At 29.6% G+C, this 18,516-nt stretch carries 18 protein-coding genes; 5 read left to right on the top strand and 13 right to left on the bottom strand.

Features of this window, described 5'->3' with window-relative positions:
- The first annotated feature begins 38 nt into the window (after positions 1–38).
- The 3 genes from PFY10_19935 (at position 39) to PFY10_19925 (ending at position 1,996) form a co-directional block, all read left to right on the top strand.
- Positions 39–668, top strand: a complete 630-nt coding sequence (locus tag PFY10_19935; protein WBV56460.1) for a hypothetical protein — start codon at positions 39–41, stop codon at positions 666–668.
- A 14-nt stretch (positions 669–682) separates the two neighbouring features.
- Positions 683–1,480, top strand: coding sequence for a hypothetical protein (locus tag PFY10_19930; protein WBV56459.1), 798 nt, complete (start codon positions 683–685; stop codon positions 1,478–1,480).
- Between the two features lie 288 nt (positions 1,481–1,768).
- On the top strand, positions 1,769–1,996 hold the full coding sequence (locus PFY10_19925) for a hypothetical protein (protein ID WBV56458.1): 228 nt from the start codon (positions 1,769–1,771) through the stop codon (positions 1,994–1,996).
- A gap of 464 nt (positions 1,997–2,460) precedes the next feature.
- Here the strand turns inward: PFY10_19925 and PFY10_19920 are convergent, their stop codons facing one another.
- The 6 genes from PFY10_19920 to PFY10_19895 form a co-directional block, all read right to left on the bottom strand.
- Positions 2,461–3,060 carry a hypothetical protein gene (locus PFY10_19920; GenBank protein WBV56457.1) on the bottom strand — a complete coding sequence of 200 codons (600 nt, stop codon included), beginning with the start codon at positions 3,058–3,060 and terminating at the stop codon, positions 2,461–2,463.
- 134 nt (positions 3,061–3,194) lie between these two features.
- The gene (locus PFY10_19915) at positions 3,195–3,530 is read right to left on the bottom strand and encodes a hypothetical protein (GenBank protein ID WBV56456.1); all 336 of its coding nucleotides are present in this window, start codon (positions 3,528–3,530) and stop codon (positions 3,195–3,197) included.
- Between the two features lie 108 nt (positions 3,531–3,638).
- Entirely contained in the window at positions 3,639–4,766 is a 1,128-nt protein-coding gene (locus PFY10_19910) for a hypothetical protein (protein ID WBV56455.1), read from the bottom strand.
- 60 nt (positions 4,767–4,826) lie between these two features.
- Positions 4,827–6,500 carry a restriction system-associated AAA family ATPase gene (locus tag PFY10_19905; protein ID WBV56454.1) on the bottom strand — a complete coding sequence of 558 codons (1,674 nt, stop codon included), beginning with the start codon at positions 6,498–6,500 and terminating at the stop codon, positions 4,827–4,829.
- Positions 6,472–8,193, bottom strand: a complete 1,722-nt coding sequence (locus PFY10_19900) for a restriction endonuclease subunit S (GenBank protein WBV56453.1) — start codon at positions 8,191–8,193, stop codon at positions 6,472–6,474. The genes PFY10_19905 and PFY10_19900 overlap by 29 nt, the downstream gene beginning before the upstream one ends.
- Before the next feature lie 5 nt (positions 8,194–8,198).
- A complete protein-coding gene (locus PFY10_19895) occupies positions 8,199–9,566 on the bottom strand; it encodes an N-6 DNA methylase (protein WBV56452.1) in 1,368 nt (455 codons plus the stop codon).
- Between the two features lie 162 nt (positions 9,567–9,728).
- On the opposite strand from PFY10_19895, the gene PFY10_19890 reads away from it, so the two are divergent.
- The gene (locus tag PFY10_19890) at positions 9,729–10,550 is read left to right on the top strand and encodes a DUF2971 domain-containing protein (protein WBV56451.1); all 822 of its coding nucleotides are present in this window, start codon (positions 9,729–9,731) and stop codon (positions 10,548–10,550) included.
- On the opposite strand, the gene PFY10_19885 is transcribed toward PFY10_19890, so the two are convergent.
- Both PFY10_19885 and PFY10_19880 read right to left on the bottom strand, forming a co-directional pair.
- On the bottom strand, positions 10,545–11,504 hold the full coding sequence (locus tag PFY10_19885; protein ID WBV56450.1) for a hypothetical protein: 960 nt from the start codon (positions 11,502–11,504) through the stop codon (positions 10,545–10,547). The two genes, PFY10_19890 and PFY10_19885, sit on opposite strands and share 6 nt — an antisense overlap.
- A 22-nt stretch (positions 11,505–11,526) precedes the next feature.
- Positions 11,527–12,120, bottom strand: coding sequence for a recombinase family protein (locus PFY10_19880; protein ID WBV56449.1), 594 nt, complete (start codon positions 12,118–12,120; stop codon positions 11,527–11,529).
- A gap of 22 nt (positions 12,121–12,142) precedes the next feature.
- Between PFY10_19880 and PFY10_19875 the strand changes: the two genes are divergently transcribed.
- On the top strand, positions 12,143–12,637 hold the full coding sequence (locus PFY10_19875; GenBank protein ID WBV56448.1) for a hypothetical protein: 495 nt from the start codon (positions 12,143–12,145) through the stop codon (positions 12,635–12,637).
- A gap of 40 nt (positions 12,638–12,677) precedes the next feature.
- Here the strand turns inward: PFY10_19875 and gwsS are convergent, their stop codons facing one another.
- From gwsS to PFY10_19850, 5 genes are all read right to left on the bottom strand, one after another.
- On the bottom strand, positions 12,678–13,745 hold the full coding sequence (gwsS, locus tag PFY10_19870; GenBank protein WBV56447.1) for a grasp-with-spasm system SPASM domain peptide maturase: 1,068 nt from the start codon (positions 13,743–13,745) through the stop codon (positions 12,678–12,680).
- A 175-nt stretch (positions 13,746–13,920) separates the two neighbouring features.
- Positions 13,921–14,817 carry a grasp-with-spasm system ATP-grasp peptide maturase gene (gene gwsG / locus PFY10_19865; protein ID WBV56446.1) on the bottom strand — a complete coding sequence of 299 codons (897 nt, stop codon included), beginning with the start codon at positions 14,815–14,817 and terminating at the stop codon, positions 13,921–13,923.
- A gap of 2 nt (positions 14,818–14,819) precedes the next feature.
- Entirely contained in the window at positions 14,820–15,698 is an 879-nt protein-coding gene (locus PFY10_19860; protein WBV56445.1) for a hypothetical protein, read from the bottom strand.
- Between the two features lie 147 nt (positions 15,699–15,845).
- A complete protein-coding gene (locus tag PFY10_19855; protein WBV56444.1) occupies positions 15,846–16,079 on the bottom strand; it encodes a grasp-with-spasm system A modified peptide in 234 nt (77 codons plus the stop codon).
- A gap of 336 nt (positions 16,080–16,415) precedes the next feature.
- On the bottom strand, positions 16,416–18,515 hold the full coding sequence (locus tag PFY10_19850) for a DNA topoisomerase 3 (protein ID WBV56443.1): 2,100 nt from the start codon (positions 18,513–18,515) through the stop codon (positions 16,416–16,418).
- Position 18,516 lies beyond the last annotated feature (1 nt).

The raw sequence follows: 18,516 nt of genomic DNA, 5'->3' as shown, positions 1-18,516 counted from the left end.
CTCCGTTTTTTAATGGGACTACGTATGGATTCGACGGCTTGGCAATTGGTACTGCAAGCTCTGGTTTGTATAATCCTGCTAAACCGGGAGTGTTTATTTCACAAACCCAAAATATAGGTTTCGGAACAGCAACTCCCCAAACTGTATTTCATATAGATGCTGCAAAAAATAACAATATCAATTCTGCACCTACAAGTGACCAACAAATTGATGATATTGCAATAACATCATCAGGAAAAATGGGGATAGGAATAGCTACGCCGGATACAAAACTTGAGGTAAGAGAAAATATAGACTCAAATGCCATTACTATAAGCTCTTCAGATTCTTCTTATAAAAGTACAATTGGTAACTATAAAGATGGACTTGGAAGATATATGAAACTATCTTCAATATGGGGTGATGATGGAAGAGCATTTGCTTTTGAAACCGGCGATGGAGAAGCAATGACCATAACAAAAAAACGTAATGTAGGAATTGGTACTACAAATCCTCATCCGAGTGCTATCCTAGAATTGTCATCAACAACGCAAGGATTTCTTCCACCCAGAATGACGACTGTACAAAGAGACGCTATCGCATCTAAAACACAGGGATTGATGATCTATAATACAAGTGTGAATATCATGCAATATTATAATGGGACTGCTTGGGTAAATTATAACTAAAATTTAAAATTTTTATGAAAAAACATATAATAATTTGTTTATTAGTTATATCTAATATTGTATTGGGGCAAGATGTATCCTATCAAGGATTTCTACCTCCAAGAATGACTACCATACAGAGGGATGCCATAAATCCTAAACCTCCAGGATTGATGATTTTTAATACAGCCACAAAATGTATGGAAAACTGGAACTCTACTAAATGGGTAAACAAATGCGCAGCAGTAGCTCCGCCCGATCCAAACTTAGGCACATCTTGTAACGGGTTCTATATTGATTACACGCCTAGAAATGGGACAAGGAGTGGTAACATTAACGGAGTACCAGTAACAGCACAGTTTGACAATTATAATGGCGCCTTTAAAATTACTGCTCCTGATGTTGGTAAAGCTACTTGCGGCCTTCCAGCTACTACAGCAAATTTATTTGGTATTAATAATACGCTCTTAGTTCCCGGTAACACAATAATCCAAGCCAAGATAACTATAAAATTTAATAAAGAAATCAGTAATTTTAAAGTATTTCAAGCAGTTTCACATGCAGAAGAAATAATTCATTTTAAATTAAAAAATAAAGGAATTCCTGTTTCTCCTATTGTTAAAACAGCAGGTAATTGCTTAAATAAATTTAGACTTACAGTACAAGGTAATGATTTAACTGTAACAAATACTGTTAGTCTTGCTGACAAATCTGGAGGATCAATACTGTATAATATCGGTGGAGTATGGTTTGATGAGATTGAAATATCTACACAAAATCCAAGGGGTTCTTCAGCTTCTATGTTCTCATTTTGTGTAGGTGCTGTAAAATAACATTAAATTATAAAATTTAATTAAAAGAAGAATTAATGATAAGAGATGTTTATAATCTCATTAAAGTCATTCATTTTTTTCATTACCTAGTGTTGAACCAAAGGTCTTATGTAACCTTTGGTTTTTAAAATCAATAAGTATAATAACAGTATATTTTCTGAAAAAGGACTATAAGTAGATAACACAAATCTAAAGCAATATTAAATACAATTTCTTATCATTCTCTATGTTAAAATAATTACGTAACACCTACTACGACAATTAAAATAACTTTTTCAAATCAAATTTATGAAAGATAGATCGGGATCAAAAATTAATAATATAGGAAAGCAACATTATATGCTTCAATTTAAATCCAATAATTCAGAAATTGAAATATCATCTGATAAGATTCAACTCTATAGTAATGAAATATTGATGAAAGGAGATTTGTTTACTTTTCAAGATGTACCAGAATTAAGAAAAAAATTAATCGCAAATTATGGAACGGATAACTTTATTATAAGAAATCTGTAAAGTCTTGATACATTTTACTCATGGTGCTAAAAAATATTATATATATCGAAGTATGTTCAAGAAAAAAAAATTACAATCAATACACCTTGAAGATTTTTTAATATCCAAATTAAAATCTAAAAAGTATACAAATCAACCCATAAATCAGAATATCCAAAGCAAAAGCAATTTACAAACGGAAAATAATGCTAACGAAGGATATTTCTGTTATGTTGGAAATAACTGGAACAAAATAAAAATGAAATATGTCAATGCAAATTTAGATATATAAATAAATTTCCAACGTTCTCTATGATAAAATAATTAAATACATCTACTACGACAATTGTCAATTACAAAAGAAAATGATAAATTCTAATTCAAGATGATAAAATAACAAGAAAAAAACTGAGGTTTGTTTTTTAATTAAAGAAGATTCATTCTAAGAAAACCCGATGTAAATTAACTATTACATCGGGTTTCTTTTAGCTTCCATACAGCATTATGTCAGAGATAATATAACGCAGTTTATCTTTTAAATCATAATCGATCTCTAGCTCTTCTGCTTTCTCACACATTTCGATTAATTTTGCAAAACTTGAAATTTCGTTATCAATTTTACGATTAAAAATATCTGAAAGTTTAGTAATGCCTTTAAGAGAGCTTCGGGGACTACTTATCTTAGATAAAATTTTTACTCTTAACTCGTCAGGATTCTTTATAGCCTTTATTTCAGTTAATTCCTTTATAAACTCGTCACTTGTATTTAATACACCTCCCATATTATTAAATATGGGAAAGACATTTTCTGGCTTTGTTGTATGAGGAACTATCTCTTTATTTGATTCTACCTCGGATTTTCTTCGATAGATGAAAAATCCTTTTTCAAGTCGACCCACACTTATTATATTTGAAAAACTAAGTGAGCCTTGTCCTAAATCATTTGTCGAAATATTAACTGCAGTAGATATACTTCCAAATGCTCTGGCATCTTTCAAAAATTTTTCAGAAACAATTAAGTCTAATTTAGACTCATTTAAAGCTGCACTTCTTATAATATATTCGATTCCAGGATTAGCTTTCATATTTTGATGCAAAATTAGCATACTTACTACAAAAGTAAAGTCAACACCATATTCGAAATACTTATTAATTGAAGTAATACCTCTTAAATAAATCTTATTCTTGTGTTCTACAAGCCTATAACTCTTATGCTTATTTACTTTAGAATTTGTTTAGCTTTTTCTTTGAAGAATTGTATATTATATCTGGCAAGATCTGCTTCTTTAATCTTGAAAAGATTGTTAGCATATTTTGTCATTTCATAGCTATCTAAAAAAGTATTTTTTGCATCATAAATAGCAATTGTATTTAAGTGGTTTTTTACTTCGTCAATTTCGACGTATTCCTCAAAATTGAAAATAATATCCGTATGTACTTCGCCATCAATGGTTTCTTCAGTCCCATAAACATCAATATCCTTTACTTGTGCATAAATAGAATATCGATTATAATTTTCATTATAGTACTGAATTTTTTTAAATACAAGTGTCAATTACAATAGATAATGCGAAAGCATAATAGTAATTGCGAAAAATACAGTAGTAGTTGCGAAAAAGATTAATCTTAAGTACTATAAATAATTCAATTTAGACTTTTATACTTAAAAGTCTAAATCTACTTTTACACCAGAAATATGTTTAATATTAATTCTCATCAATTCTTTCAGATATGAAATTTCATTTATAGCCCATTCGTAAAAAATTTTTCTTGGTATAACTTCAGTTTCAGTACTCAACATAAAATATGTAATTGGTAATCTATCTCGCTGTTCTTTAATTTTTTTTACCAATTCTTCCACATTTTGTATTTTGGTAAGATTCAATTCTTTGTCTATATATGACTTATTTGAAGTACTAATTAATTTTGCATATCTTGAGGTAATTTTGAAAACTCTATCCCAAGACTGTATTTTTTCTGCTGTTATAACATCTTCTGGGTCATTTGGTATAATTTTAACTTTCCAGTCACCTTTATAAGAATTGCTAAAATTAGGAATTTGTATGCATTCTAAACTTACATTGTATAGTTCAAAAGGATGTGGTCCTATGGAATATGGATAAAATGCTTTACATCGTATATGTAAGTCGTCAGAGTACAATAATATTGCCGTATCTTTAATAATATTACAATCAGTGCCTGATGGAAATAAGTTCTTTGAATTAACACTTGAAAAAACAAATAAATCGTTTCCTTTTGGAAGAAGATGGTCATGATCGGGTTTACGTATGTTTTCTTCGTCCCGAATTTTTTCTAGCCCACAATACGGACATACCATATTCTCTATAAAATCAATTGCATTATGCTTAACGAAGGATTTATAAAATAGGGCTAAATTTGAATCAATTTTTTTACAAAAGGAACTATCCTTTTTACTTAATTGATTATTATACAGATATCCAAAAAGCTGTGATAAAAAATCTGCAATTGTTAATTCTTTGACTTTACCTGCTGAATCTCTAACCGTTTTCCATCTTATGGTTCCAAAATCTCTTCCTGTAGGAATTGATAAGCTTGAATCTTCAAATAATTTAGAAATATCATCAACACTCAAAAAAGCGTTAATAATATCATCTTTTAGAGACTGATTAAACTCAATAAAAGAGCCCAATAAGTTTTCCAATTTACTCATTTTAAAGACAGGATCTGTGTTGTACCAAATAGGCAATAAAACATTACTATCAAAAGAAGTAGGATTAAGAGATTTAACTTTTCCAAAAAAGTATTTCATTAATTCATGTAGCTTCTCTATGTCGTGGTTATTTAGTTTTAAGTAGAACAGCATAAATATTTAAATACTATCTTGTGTATATTTTTCTTGACAGTCGGTAAATTGTTTAAGTAAATAAAGCCTATCGATTGATTCTCCAAGCATCCTAATACGGCTCATTAAATTATCGGTTTTTTCTAACCATTCTTCTTTTGAATTTATTGAATTAAGTTCTTGATGAAGCTTTTCAATATCTAGGTATGAGAGTTTAGCTATTCGGCTATCAAAATGTTTATAATTTTCAGTATTAGGATCGAAAATGCTTTCAGTAACATTTTCGTAAGTAGCACCGTATGTTTCTTTCTCGACTCTTTCAAAAGTTACCTTATCACCTTCTCTTTTAAATTTAAATACATTATATCCGTGACAGTCTGAAAGGATGAAAGGAGAATGAGTTGTCACAATAAATTCTACACTTTTATTTACTAAAATTGTTTCCATTTGATAAAAGAAATCGCTTCTCCATAAAGGATTAAAATGTGTATCGGGCTCATCTAAAAGATATAAAATTTCTCTTTCAGAATTTTCACGGTCGAAAAGTAGAATACCTCCTAAAATATGAATGAACTGATGTTCTCCATCACTTATTTTTTCATATTCTGTTCGTAGATTTGGCTTGTTAAGGATTAATTCAATATTTTCAATGCTAAAAATTTTATCTAAAGATGCAATTTGTGGGAACTTTATAAGTTGTCCTTTTTCACGTTTTTTACGTAAAAGATCTTTATATTTACTTTGAATGCATAAGGTGTTTAATAAATTGAGCTTTGTAAGAGCTTCAAAAAGTTTTTGGACACTTCCAAATTTATCTTTAAAAAGTTCTATAGTAGTTTTATTAACTATAAAATCAAATACGTATTCATTTCCTTTATTATTGTCAACTTTTACATTTGCAAGTGAGGCACAGTCATTTAGCTGCTGAATGTATGCTTGTAATTCATTTGTAACCTTAACTTTTTTATTGCCGAAAAGTTTATTTAATCGAATTACAATTCGGAAGCTATTCATTCCAGAAATCCGGAGATTATTCTGAAAAATATTTTTCTTTTTTTGATCAGCTAATAAAAAATTTGAAATAACTATGGCCGCATTTGAATCATAGTTTAATAAGAGTAAGTTTGGAGAAAGTATATTTTTTTGTTGATGTGAGTTGGAAAGAGCCTCAAAAGCTACTTGTTGTGCATAATAATCTTGTAAGTCTACATAGGGTAGAGTTAGTAAATCATTTAATCCAGACGTATAAGAAACTAAGAGAGGTAAATAGTTCCTTGCAATAGAATTATCTAATATATTAAATACATTTTCATTAAATATGTCTTGGCTCTCACTTTTAATATAAAACTTTATGCTAGAGTCTTTTTTTGTCCGAATAATTTTAATTGTTTCGGGTTTATTATTGACTGAAATTTCGTATTCAATATGGAAAAATATGGGTTCCTTTGTTTTGTTATTCGAATAAGGAAAATACTTAGGACTATCTTCTAGATATAGTTTATTAGTGTATAAAAAAAAGACTTCAATTTCATAAAATATATCTGAAATCAATTCTAAAAAATTTGATTTTCCACTTCCATTTAATCCCACTAAACAAATGGGATCGATTTTATCTTTTAAAAGAGGATGTTTTAAAAACCTATATTCAAAAGGTTCTAAACTTCTATACTTATTATAAAGTTTTAGGTATTGAATTTTCATTTGTATTAATGATATGGTGAAGCTTGCCTGAAATGTTTTTTGAAATAAAAAAAGGTTCAGCTTCGTTTGTGTGAAGTTTCTCTTGTGCTAATTCTTGAAATGCAATTGAAAAATCGTCGAAATCCATTCCAGGAATAGTAGATTGTAAATTTTCAAATAATTTTATTTTGTCTTCATTTGAGATATTTTTATTTTTGAATAATTTGAGAGCTTTTTTTTTAAGTTCGGAAATTATATTGTCAGTAGTATTTTTCATAAAATGCTCTTTTTTAAACTTTGCTTGACTTTTACGTATTTCTTTTCTATTTTGTTCAATTTTAGCTCTCTCAAATTCCAACTTGCTCCTTAATTGTGTCAGTTTCTCATTTTGATCTGTATTTTCCTCATAACTAAAAATAAAGGCTTCATTTAAAATTGAATTTTCAAGCTTAGTTAGATCACTTTGGGCTTGCTCAAATTCTGAAGATAGTTTATCAACAAGGCTAAAAATTTCATCAATACGGTTAACAATAAAACATTGCTCTTCATAATCCGGTAAGCAAATATTAAATTTTCCTATAATTATACTATTTAGTGCAGACTGACTGCTACTAGATCTCGCATTAATAGATCCATTTCTTATTTCTTTATATCTTAATTGGAAATAATAAAAAATAAATTTTGGATTAATATTTTTGATCAAGGAAATAGCACAAATATTTTGATTAGTAGCTGCTGGGATTTTTAAAAGTGCTACTTTCCCTCTGGTTTTACCTTCACCTACCATTGCCATCAAAAGTGTGTCTTTTTCCAAAATTTTAAGATTTGTTGCTTTAATACCTAATTGAGTAACCTTTTCTTTAGTATCAAAAATATAGGAATTTTTTAATTCTCCACTACTTACCCAAGGGATATTTCCATCCCAATATGCTTTTATGCTTCTTTTAGGAGTAGAACCAACGCTTATTTGAGAAATATTTCTAAGATTTATCCAATGCCAACTATCAGGTATTGAAAATTCGGTTAAGTATGGTTCATAATCAACTAACTCAGGTTTTTTTAATTTAGACTTTAGATTTTTATTTCTAAAATCTGATGAAAGCTGTCCAGAAAACGCATGAGTAAGTAATGCCTGTTTGAAATTTTCAAAACTTTGTAAGATATCTACATCGTTATGCTCATATTCAACATTTATATCCGTTAATGTATTTAATACACTATTTTTTTGTAATTGTAATAACAGATATTTCTGATGTAATTTTTTTTCGATAAGAGAAACAACTTGATTTTGCTTTTCTAAAGGTATATACGGGATATGAATATCAAAAAATATATCTTGATCCACATGTGGAATACTGTTACCTTTGGTATTATTGTTTATATAACTAAATTTACTTTTTATGAAATAATAAATATACTCTGATGAGAATAATAGTGGAGTTAGTCGCATCATTGTTGATCCTATAGCACCAAATTTACCTTTAAAGCACAGTCCTGAACGGGAACCATCCCAAACCACTAGAATGTCTGATTCTTCACTTATATTACCTAATTCCTTATAAGTATACTCTTTAATGATTCCTGTTTCCAATGCATTAATATCCAGATAAGGCACGCTTCCATCAAACTCTTTTTTATTAAGAATTGAAGGTTTTGTGCCTTTTTGCATAACGAGAATTTCTCGCAATTGAATTTTACATAGCATTTTAATCATTGGTTCTATTTTAAAAGTTTTTTGAGTTCTTTTAGCGAATTTAATTGTTGCTCATAGTTTGTTATTAACCTATTTAAATAGAAAACGGGTTTTTCTAACTTATCCGGTTGATAAATATTATTAAAAGATAGATCAAAACCTCTGTCGATAATTTGTTGAAAAGTATAGCTTCTAAATCTCTCAGTTTCGTTCCTTTTACTGCTTCCATTACAGTCATTTCCATAGCTTTTAACAAAATCACCAAAATGTTTTTCATATTCTAATGGGCGAGATGATTTATTGACATCTGCTACATCTGTTCTTGCATCATATACCCATAAGTTTTTTGTAGGCATTCCTTTTGTAAGAAATACTACACATGCTTTTACGCCTGTGGCATATGGATTAAAAGTTCCTTTTGGTAATTTTAAAATAGTATGTAAGTTGCAAGATTTATCTTCTAGTATAATCTTCCATACATCTTTAGCTTTTGCATCTGTTAAACTGCTGTCAGGTAATACAATAGCAGCTCTTCCATTTTTATTTAGTACTTCGTAAATATGTTGGATAAAGTTAATTTGAATGTTACTTGTAGTTACTGGAAAATTTCTCAATTTTGGAGAGCCAGTTATTCCTCTTGTTCCAAACGGCGGATTAGTGATTATACAATCAAATTTGTTCTTATATTTAGTATTTGAATATATTGAATCTCCTAAATCTAGTTTAGGATCTACTCCATGTAAAAACAAATTCATTAATGCTAACCTGTAAGGGCGTACAACTAGTTCTTGACCATAATAACAGTTGTTTTTAACTTTTTCCCATTCCGTTATTGAGAGATTTTTTTTTGCCCAATCCACAGCCATCGTTAAAAAACCTGCTGTTCCACAAGCGACATCAGATATTTTAAAATCTTTTTTTTCTAAAGGATTAGGCTTTATAACATTTATAATTGCCTCTATAAGTGGGCGTGGGGTAAAAAATTGACCAGCCCCTTTTTTCCCTTCATTTGCAATTTTTTCAAGTAAACCTTCAAAAGCTTCTCCCTGAACATCTTTTCCCAAACTCGTCCAACCGATAGATTCAATACCGTCGATAATTTTTTTTAAGCTTACAGGATTTTTTATTTTCGCAATCGGTTCCTGAAATATCTGACCCAAAATACCATTTTCTTTTTTTAAAGTAAGGAGAATTTTTTCGTAATACTCTTTCAGATCTTCACCGTTTCTTTCTAATAAGTGTTTCCATTGACAAGCTATAGGTACATTGATGCCACTTTCATCTGCCATTTTTAGAAAAAGCAAATAAGTAAGTTGTTCTATATAATCAGCATTGTCTACGCCATCGTGTCTTAATATATGGCAAAAAGACCAAAGCTTTGCAGTAATATCCATTCTATAAATTCAATATTAAGGTCTGGATTCTTATAATATGAATAAAGACCTTGTATAATTTATGCGAAGATAAATTAAATTGTCTAAAAACATCATTTGTGAAATCTGCAAATACAAAAAAGTTTTCTATATTTGAGAAGCTCACATACGAAAATTGATAATATGGAATCAATTAGGATCAATACTTATGATCTAACTTATGAAGAAAGTCTAGAATTACTTCCAGATTTTTTTTATAAATACACTAAGATAAATGATAATTTGAAAAAGAACCTAGCTAATGGACAACTATGGTTTGCTACCCCTAATACTTTTAATGATCCTTTCGATTGTAAGGCTCATTTAAACTTTGGTAATACAGAAGAAGAATGCAGAGAAAACTTTAATAAATTCAATAAATTCTTTGGAATTAAATTACCTGAAATTAACAAAATGGTTTGGGATGTTTTGCTAAAAAAACCTGTAGATTTTAATTTAATTAATTCTTATAGTGCTTATTCAAATATTATAGAATTTCTAGGCATTACTTGTTTTTCAGAAGTACAGAATTCCACATTAATGTGGAGCCATTATGCAGATAGTCATAGAGGATTAGTGCTTGAATTTGCTAAAGATATCAATAATGGTCTTTTAACTCGTAATTTAGTACCTGTAAATTATTTTGAATCATTTCCAGTCATAAATATTTCTGATTATCCTATTGAACAGATGTTGGCAATTCCTTATCAAATAATTTGTGCAAAAGGAAAAGATTGGATTTACGAAAGAGAATGGAGAGCAATTAGCACTAGTGCTAATTGCCTAAACGATTTTAATAAATCTGAATTGATAGGTATAACGTTCGGATTGAATACTTCTGAAGAAGATAAAAAGCAAATATTCAATATCGTAAATACATCAGGATATACAAATGTTAAATTTCGTGAGGCTGTTTTTGAACAGAGTAAATTTAGTATCAACTATAAAGATTTTTATTTATCATAAAAAGATTTTTTTGCCAGTAATGATTTTACAGTTTTCAAAAAGCTGTTGAAAAGTAACGATTTGATTTTGATATATAATTAATATTGTACAAGTAAATATTAAAAATCTTTTAGTAAAAGTTTCTGTAACTTCTATTGGTTTTGTTCCATGTGCAATAGTGTTGCGTGTTTTTATATAAAGAGCTAAATCGTTAATAATTGAGGTGTAAATTTTATGTTTTTCTAATGTAGTCAGTTTTAACTTAAATAGTTTCTTTAATTTTTCATTTAATCGCTTTTGTTTGCCCTTCTCAAGCTTGTTTTCCTCATAAGCTCCAAGTTCTGTATTTATAAAACTTTCTAATGCAGAAAAACAGACAAAAAAAGCGAGCTTGTAATTTTTTGAAGTGAACAATAAATAAGCCTCGGCCAATACCTCGTAATAGAATAACTCAAAAAAATTATTAATTGCATCAACCTTTAGTTTTGAAAAAACTCCATAATCTAAGGTATCAATATTATCATTATTTCCTAAAAAACTGCCTTCGTATATTATGTCCTTTTCATTGTTATCTATATGTAATAGCCTTATTTCATATACTTTAAAGTCATCTATTTCATTTAGATTGGTGCCGTTTTCAGCAAAAAATTCTGGAGAATGATAATCAATTTCATTTAGCCATTGTTCTAAGTCGTCATCTGAATTACCTTTTATTAATGAACTATCTATTAAACTGTCAATGTGGAATATTTTACTCGTTAGAATTTTACAATTAATTACTTTATCAAACAGATATTTAAAATTCCATTTATTTCGAAAATAATATTCAGTTATTTCTGATCTTCTGTATTGTGAGATATCATAATCAGGATAATTGTCAATCTTAATTATTAAATTTCTAGATATAAAAATATCAAGGAACATTAATAACTTTTCAAGGCCATCATCTGCTTTTAATAGCTTAACATAGTTCATATTTAATATAGAAATAAATTTGTTAAGTTTTAGAGTTATCATTATTTTTCAAATGTAAACTATTATCAATTCTGTAAAAAGTTGCTTTACTGATTCCGGCTTGCTTACATGCTGTGTTTATAGGAATATTTTTATTATCATATAAGTGTTTGGCAAATTGATATTTTTCTAAGCTTAACTGGCTTGATCCCTTTGGCCTGCCAAGAAGTTTTTTTCTTTTCAGGGCTCCTTCTAACCCAGATTTTGTTCTTTCACTTATTAAGTTTCTTTCAAATTCGACTACTGCTCCGAAAATCTGGATAATAAACTTACCATTAGCAGATGTTGTATCAAATGCCGGTTCTGTAATACTTTTAAATAGAATACCTTTTTCATTAAATTTGTCGATTAGCTCAATCATATTTTTGAGTGATCTAAAAATTCGATCTGTTTTATATACCAGAATTATGTCATCCTTTCGTAAATAAGTAAGCATTTCCTTTAATCCTGCTCTATCTTCACGAATTCCGCTCGCAACATCAGTGAAAATTTTTTCACATCCATTTTCTTTTAATATTTCAACTTGAGTAAAAATGTTCTGCTCGGATGTTGAAACTCTTGCATACCCTACTATCATAATCTTAGTTTTTAAAAACGATATGAAAATATTAAAAAATTATTTTAGGAATAAATTAATATTTGCAAAACCATTATCCGGAAAACAAATATCTGTGATACCTGAAGAAAAACAGAAAAATGCTGCAGAAGAAAAATTGAGAATGATAGATGAAGAACATTATAAAGAACTATTAATTAGATCTGAATATGCTTCTTTCTTCAAAGAATATGTTAATGACGATTGGGACAGAAATAATCCATTTATAGACATTATTGAAACTGAACAAAATATTTTTTTTTCACGTTCAAAACATAAATTGGTATATTCTTTAAAATCTAAAATTTCTGAACTTCCTTTAACTGATAAAGAAATTGCTCATTTGAAGAGCATTTTTAAAACCGATTATGATATCGTAAAGGAAATTTCATTGGGAAAGTATTTAATGAATATTTCATGGCTTAAGAGCTATTCAGAACACCAAGATAAAAAAAGTCCGGAGGTGTTTTATAAATGGGTTTTTAAAATTAACAATTAATCTCAAAATACGATCATTAGGACTTAGTTCTAATGTAGTTTTAAATTCTATAAAACTTTATTGATTTTTGTTTCAAAGGATTTATACTCCATTTCTCCCATTCAGTAGTATAAGGGTTGTAACCACATTTTAGTGGTTTTGAAACATCAAGTCCTTCTTTGCTTATCTTAGTTTGTTCTGTATAAGCTCTGCAATCAGTACAAATATAGCGGAACTCACAATCTTTGCAAATATCTATTTCATCCTTATTCAGATTCCAGTATTTTTTGAAATCTTCTTGTCTTAAAGCTTCTTCTAGTGTTGTATTTTTTATGTTTCCAAAACTTTGAGACATTGCAGGACAGTTTTTGATATTCCCTTCAACATCTATACTTATTTTTTTATAAAGGCAGGAATTATAATTGATAGATTCAAGCACCTTGGGTAAATTTGTATTAAAATATTTTAAATCTACTTTTCCACAAGAATTCAATTTTATTTGCTCTTTTGTAAAAGTTACATTAAATTTATATCTGTCTTTAGGCTTAAATGGAGGTTTTTTACAGGAATAAAAAACGAAATTATAAATTCTGGAACATATACCTTCAATTATTTCAAAAACATCTTCGCTAAATATTTCAGAATATTTAGAAAATATTTCTATTGAAGTGATAGTTGTATTTTTAAATACATTTTCTATATACTGAATACTTTCAATTGATAAGGTTTTATTATAAAGGATAACAATGTGTTCGGTGCCCAAATTTGATAACGAGCGATTTATACTCGTTAGAATACTTAAATCATTGATCTCCAAATAAGCATTAGTAATTTCATTAGGTACGGAAAAGTCAAATGAATAAGGTGGAAAATTAGAATCCCAACCATCTTTTGTAATAAAGCCATATTCATTATTTAAAAGTATCTCTAAATACTCTTTTAAGAATTCTTGTGATTCTGAATCATAAGAATTGATCGTATCTTCTATTGATTTTTCTTTAAGTTCGTCTATAATATCACTCAACTCTAATGGAAATAATTCTGTTTTTTCCCTTTGTAGGTCAGTGATTGAAATTCTTTGAACTCCTTTTGTAATTAAAATATTACTAAATAAATTAAAATAATTCACAATAGTCTACTAATTGATTTATATGGTCTAGATCTGACCAGATATTCTGTTTGGTATTTTTCACATTCGACAAAAAAAGTAAGGTTGGATCTGTTTTTAATGATAACCATGCTTTTAGAAAACTCAATATGCTTAAATATGAGTGGTAGCTTATTTTTCTCTCTAATTATTTTCTTCATAAGCTTTTTGCGATTTCAAATCCTAATCCATAATTACAATGGAACGATACATTTCCAAATTGCCCAACCGGATTTACTTCCAAAAAATAAATTTGATTCCCCCTTTTTATAAAATCTAATGATCCCGATGTTAAATCTAATTTATTCATTAGTATTTTAATTTTCTCTTCAATATCTTTGGGTAGATTATATCTGACATTTCTGTTGGGTTTTTCTTTGTTATATTTTCGGTAATCTACTTTAGTTTGATTATCATTTTGTGAAAAAATTGCCATAGACCAAATTGTCCCATTAAGATAAAAAGATCTGATTTCAAAATCTTTTTCAATTTTTTGTTGGAAGAATGTAATGAAAAAATCTTCTTTTTCTTTTTCCTTAACAATAGAAGTGTACATCGACCCATGATAGTCTTTGAATTTTAAAATTCCATTGCCCGCAATACATTTGATAATAGTTTCATTTATTTCTACATTATCTGTATTGTCGGCTAAAAAATACTCGGGAACATCAAAACCTATTTCTTTCGCTATATCTAAAACAGTAAGCTTATTAACGTGATAATTGCTTTCTTTATTAATGTGATTTTTCTTTTCTAAAAAATTTCTCACATAGTCTTCAAGCCAGTGCTGGTGTTCATTCATGTGAATATCTATTGCTTGATTTTTATATTTCTTTCTTAAAAACTTTAAACCACCTCTTCGGTACCAGACGCTTGTAATCTCGTCAATAAAAAAACAATTTCTTTGGCTCTCAATATATATTCTTTTTTCCTTTGTTTTAATTTCAAAAATTTCGTCTTCATGTACTCGGATAAAATCTTTTTCAAGCGAAACAAGCCAACGTATGATTTCATTTGTTGCCCTTTCCTTATTTTCAGAAATTATAAGTATCATATTTATCTTTTAAAATAATCGGAATTAATTTTTTTACTATGCTTTAATGTTGGCATTCCTATAGCTTTACGATTTTTATTGACCTGTGTACTATCTGATATACGTGATTTGCTAACGGTACAATAAACACAGTCTTTTCCTTCCATATAAGCTCTTTTATCTATCATCTCTGCATAATCTTCAGGAGCACATTCTCCTGTCTTCAAATATTCAAGCAATTTTTCCTTGAAATAAGGATAATCTTTGTTGTCTAATCCTGCCATATGATTTAAAATATTCCCCATAGGCATAAAAGTGTTGTTATTCCCCCAAAGTCCTATTTTTTGGAGTGAAGGAAATCCATAGTTGTTGAAGGTCCATATAAATAATTTAGCATTTTTTCTGTCATTCATGCTTTGTGACTTTTCAATATACTTGGGCATTCTGAATTCCTGATTTCTGAAGAACGCTATGGAGAAAGAATCTACCAATTTTTTATTAAGCCCCTTTTTCCAATCAGCCACCTTGTTTTCTATTTCTAAGCTATCTATTCCGTACTTTTTATATAAAGCAAATAAATCTTTATCAAGTCTATTGTATTTCCAATTAGGAGCAACCACTGGAACTAGTTTATATAAACTTTCTTTACCTCCGAAATCAAGCTGATACTTATCTGAAATTATAATATAGGTTTGGTACTCATCAATAAGATGTGAATTGTGAGGAGGATATTTTTTAAATAAATTTTGATACATTTTGAGAGCAGTAAGTGTATCATTTTTTATCCTATAAACACTATCTATCTCGTTCACTTTATTAAGATATGAAATATAGTCTGGTTTTCTGATCTGACAGGAAAAAATAAGAAGTAAAACAGATAGAAAAAAAATATTTTTATTCATTTCGGGAGAAATATAAAATTAATGTGAACATTTAAATCACAATTATTTAATTATCAATTAGATAAATAAACACATTGAGGGCAGGCCATTAAATTCCACAATAAAGCTTCTATTAATAAAAAACTGTCCTAATAGGACAGTTTTTTATTATGGATTTGTAATAACAGGATCAGAACAATCATCAGTTAGGCACTCTTGACGTTGTATATGTACACCATCAACATAAGTATCAATATCAGAGCAATTCCATTGACTGGTAGACGCCTGTGAGAAATACTCATTTGTTGGAGCTCCTAATCCTCCAAATATTGAATCTGCATTTTTTAATTTTTTGTTTTCAAAAGAAGAAAAAAGTTTCTTCAAGCCTTTTAGTTTTTTCATAAGAATGAATTTAATGATTAATAAATATCTAATAATTATATAATTTATAGTAAATAAAAATATATATTAGTAAAATCGCTACCAAATATATAAATTTATAAGTTTATAGCATATTTTTTTACTATTTGTTGCAAATTTAATCTTCAATAGATATTGTTATATTTGTATATTATTGATTTTCAACCATTTATTTTTCTGAAATACTACAAAGAAAATCTTATTTTTATAATTATTTAACTTTGTAATATCAAAAGCATAAGTGATGATAACAAGTTCTTTAGATTAATTAAAAAAATGGCTGACAAATTGCCGAAATATGTCCTAATGGGTATATTTTTATTTTATATTGGTGTCATTATCCGAAAATTCAAATGTCGTGCTATAGTCATCTTGTAAACATATGTAAGCATCAAACTTTTTACCGTTTTTGCTTTTCATGTTTTTGATTAAGGATGTTTTGTTTTGAGTTAATAGTAACGTAAGATCTTTAATACTGAGTTGTACTCCGCATATAGTTCTGAAGAGAATCCAATTGCATTGTTCATCCGGACATTTGACAATTTTATCTTTGATGATAAGATTGTGTTGTTGGCATCTCGGACATTTAAGTTGTGGGATATTTTCTTGAGGAATATGGAGTGATAAGAGTTCGCTAGTGATTTCTGCTGTGTAGGCTTGGATGTCGTTGATGAATTGGGTTTTATTGAGTTCACCGTTTTCAATTCTATCCAGAGCTATTTCCCATTCTGCGGTCATTTGGACATTGGCTATTTTTTTGTCTTTGACAAGGTTGTAAACCTGTAGGCCTTTATCTGTAGGATGTAGGGTTTTGCTTTTTCTGATGATATAGTTTCTGCTGAGCAGGGTCTCAATAATAGAAGCTCTTGTGGCTGGTGTTCCGATGCCTATATTGGATAATGCTTTCTGTTCTTCTTTGTTTTCAATAGATCTGCCCGCGTTTTCCATCGCCGATAAGAGATCAGCTTCTGTATAAAGTTTGGGAGGTTGCGTTACTTTTTCCATTAAGTCGGTTTTTGAAATCTTCAGTTCATCTCCTAATTTGAGCTCTGGAATATCAGTAAGGGCTTCATCTTTATTATTAGAATTTTCATTGTCAGAAAGAATTCCTTTGATGGCACGCCAGCCTTGATTGAGTATTTTTGATCCTTTGATCTGGAATTCATAATGATGGACTTTCATCTGGATTTGGGTGACTTGTTTTATACAGGTGTGGGATAGCGATTCCAATAAGCGGTAAGCAATCATCTCGTAAATGGCTTTTTCCGTAGCGCTAAGGGCGGAAGGTGTTTTAGTGGTTATGAGTAATCCGTGATGGTCAGAAACTTTTAGATTATTCACAATCCGCTTGTTGAAGTTTCCGAATTTTAAATGGGTTATGGCTGTTTTGAATGGTTCGGTCTGATTCAGTATTCTGACCAGCTCAGGTATATCAGTCCATAAGTCTTCAAGAATATACTTACTGCCGGTCCTGGGATAAGTGATGAACTGTTTCTCATAGAGGCTTTGGGCTGTTTGTAAAACCTCATCTGCAGAAAGGCTAAGCTTTCTATTGGCTTCTTTCTGTAATTCTGTGAGGTCGAAAAGTAACGGAGACTGTTCCTGCACTGTTTTAACAGATACATCTTCTACAACAGCTCTTCCATCCCGCTCTAAGAATTTTTGGATGTGTTCTGCCTGCTTCTTTTCTTCCCATTGTAATAGTGATAGGCTGGTGAAATCTGTATATTCTTTTCTATGGCTGAGCTGGATCTGAAAGTATTTTTGCTTGGTGAAGTTTTGATGCTGAAGAAACCGTTGACAGATCAGTGCAAGAGTTGGTGTTTGTACTCTTCCCAAAGAATAAACATCTTGGTTTCCGGCTATGGTCAATGCCTGGGTAGCATTAATTCCAACCAGCCAGTCTGCTTCACTTCTGGCTTTAGCTGCTTGATACAAACCGTCAAAGGTATTGCCTGGCTGAAGGTTTTTAAAACCGTCCTGTATTGCTTTTTCTGTCAGGGAACTGATCCAGAGTCTTTCAAAGGGTTTGTTGCATTGTATGTAGTGATAGATATAGCGGAAGATAAGCTCTCCTTCCCTTCCTGCATCGGTCGCGACAATAATACTGCCGCATTGGTTGATAACTTGTTGTATGATATTGAGCTGCTTTAAAGCGGAAGAATCAGATTCATAGCCTTTTGATTTCTTTAGCTTTTTGGCAGTCAGGATAAAGGGCTTGGGAAAAATAGGCAAAGAGGCTTTGTTAAAGCCTCTTATACCATAATCTTCCGGCATTCCTAATTCAATCAGATGTCCCAATGCCCATGTGACAAAGTATCCGTTACCTGACAAATAGCCATCCTTCTTTTCATGGGCTCCTAATAAATGTGCGATTTCTCTTGCGACACTTGGCTTTTCTGCGATGATTGCTTTCATA

This window comes from Chryseobacterium daecheongense, assembly GCA_027920525.1.
GTDB lineage: Bacteria > Bacteroidota > Bacteroidia > Flavobacteriales > Weeksellaceae > Chryseobacterium > Chryseobacterium proteolyticum.
The sequence above is the reverse complement of the archived record's forward strand: the minus strand, read 5'-3'. Positions and strand labels throughout refer to the sequence as shown.

Coding starts and splice junctions, on each gene's coding strand:
- PFY10_19930 (WBV56459.1), top strand. CDS start 683: ATGAAAAAACATATAATAATTTGTTTATTAGTTATATCTAATATTGTA.
- PFY10_19925 (WBV56458.1), top strand. CDS start 1,769: ATGAAAGATAGATCGGGATCAAAAATTAATAATATAGGAAAGCAACAT.
- PFY10_19920 (WBV56457.1), bottom strand. CDS start 3,060: ATGAAAGCTAATCCTGGAATCGAATATATTATAAGAAGTGCAGCTTTA.
- PFY10_19910 (WBV56455.1), bottom strand. CDS start 4,766: ATGAAATACTTTTTTGGAAAAGTTAAATCTCTTAATCCTACTTCTTTT.
- PFY10_19905 (WBV56454.1), bottom strand. CDS start 6,500: ATGAAAATTCAATACCTAAAACTTTATAATAAGTATAGAAGTTTAGAA.
- PFY10_19900 (WBV56453.1), bottom strand. CDS start 8,193: ATGATTAAAATGCTATGTAAAATTCAATTGCGAGAAATTCTCGTTATG.
- PFY10_19895 (WBV56452.1), bottom strand. CDS start 9,566: ATGGATATTACTGCAAAGCTTTGGTCTTTTTGCCATATATTAAGACAC.
- PFY10_19890 (WBV56451.1), top strand. CDS start 9,729: ATGGAATCAATTAGGATCAATACTTATGATCTAACTTATGAAGAAAGT.
- PFY10_19885 (WBV56450.1), bottom strand. CDS start 11,504: ATGAACTATGTTAAGCTATTAAAAGCAGATGATGGCCTTGAAAAGTTA.
- PFY10_19880 (WBV56449.1), bottom strand. CDS start 12,120: ATGATAGTAGGGTATGCAAGAGTTTCAACATCCGAGCAGAACATTTTT.
- PFY10_19875 (WBV56448.1), top strand. CDS start 12,143: ATGAAAATATTAAAAAATTATTTTAGGAATAAATTAATATTTGCAAAA.
- gwsG (WBV56446.1), bottom strand. CDS start 14,817: ATGATACTTATAATTTCTGAAAATAAGGAAAGGGCAACAAATGAAATC.
- PFY10_19860 (WBV56445.1), bottom strand. CDS start 15,698: ATGAATAAAAATATTTTTTTTCTATCTGTTTTACTTCTTATTTTTTCC.
- PFY10_19855 (WBV56444.1), bottom strand. CDS start 16,079: ATGAAAAAACTAAAAGGCTTGAAGAAACTTTTTTCTTCTTTTGAAAAC.
- PFY10_19850 (WBV56443.1), bottom strand. CDS start 18,515: ATGAAAGCAATCATCGCAGAAAAGCCAAGTGTCGCAAGAGAAATCGCA.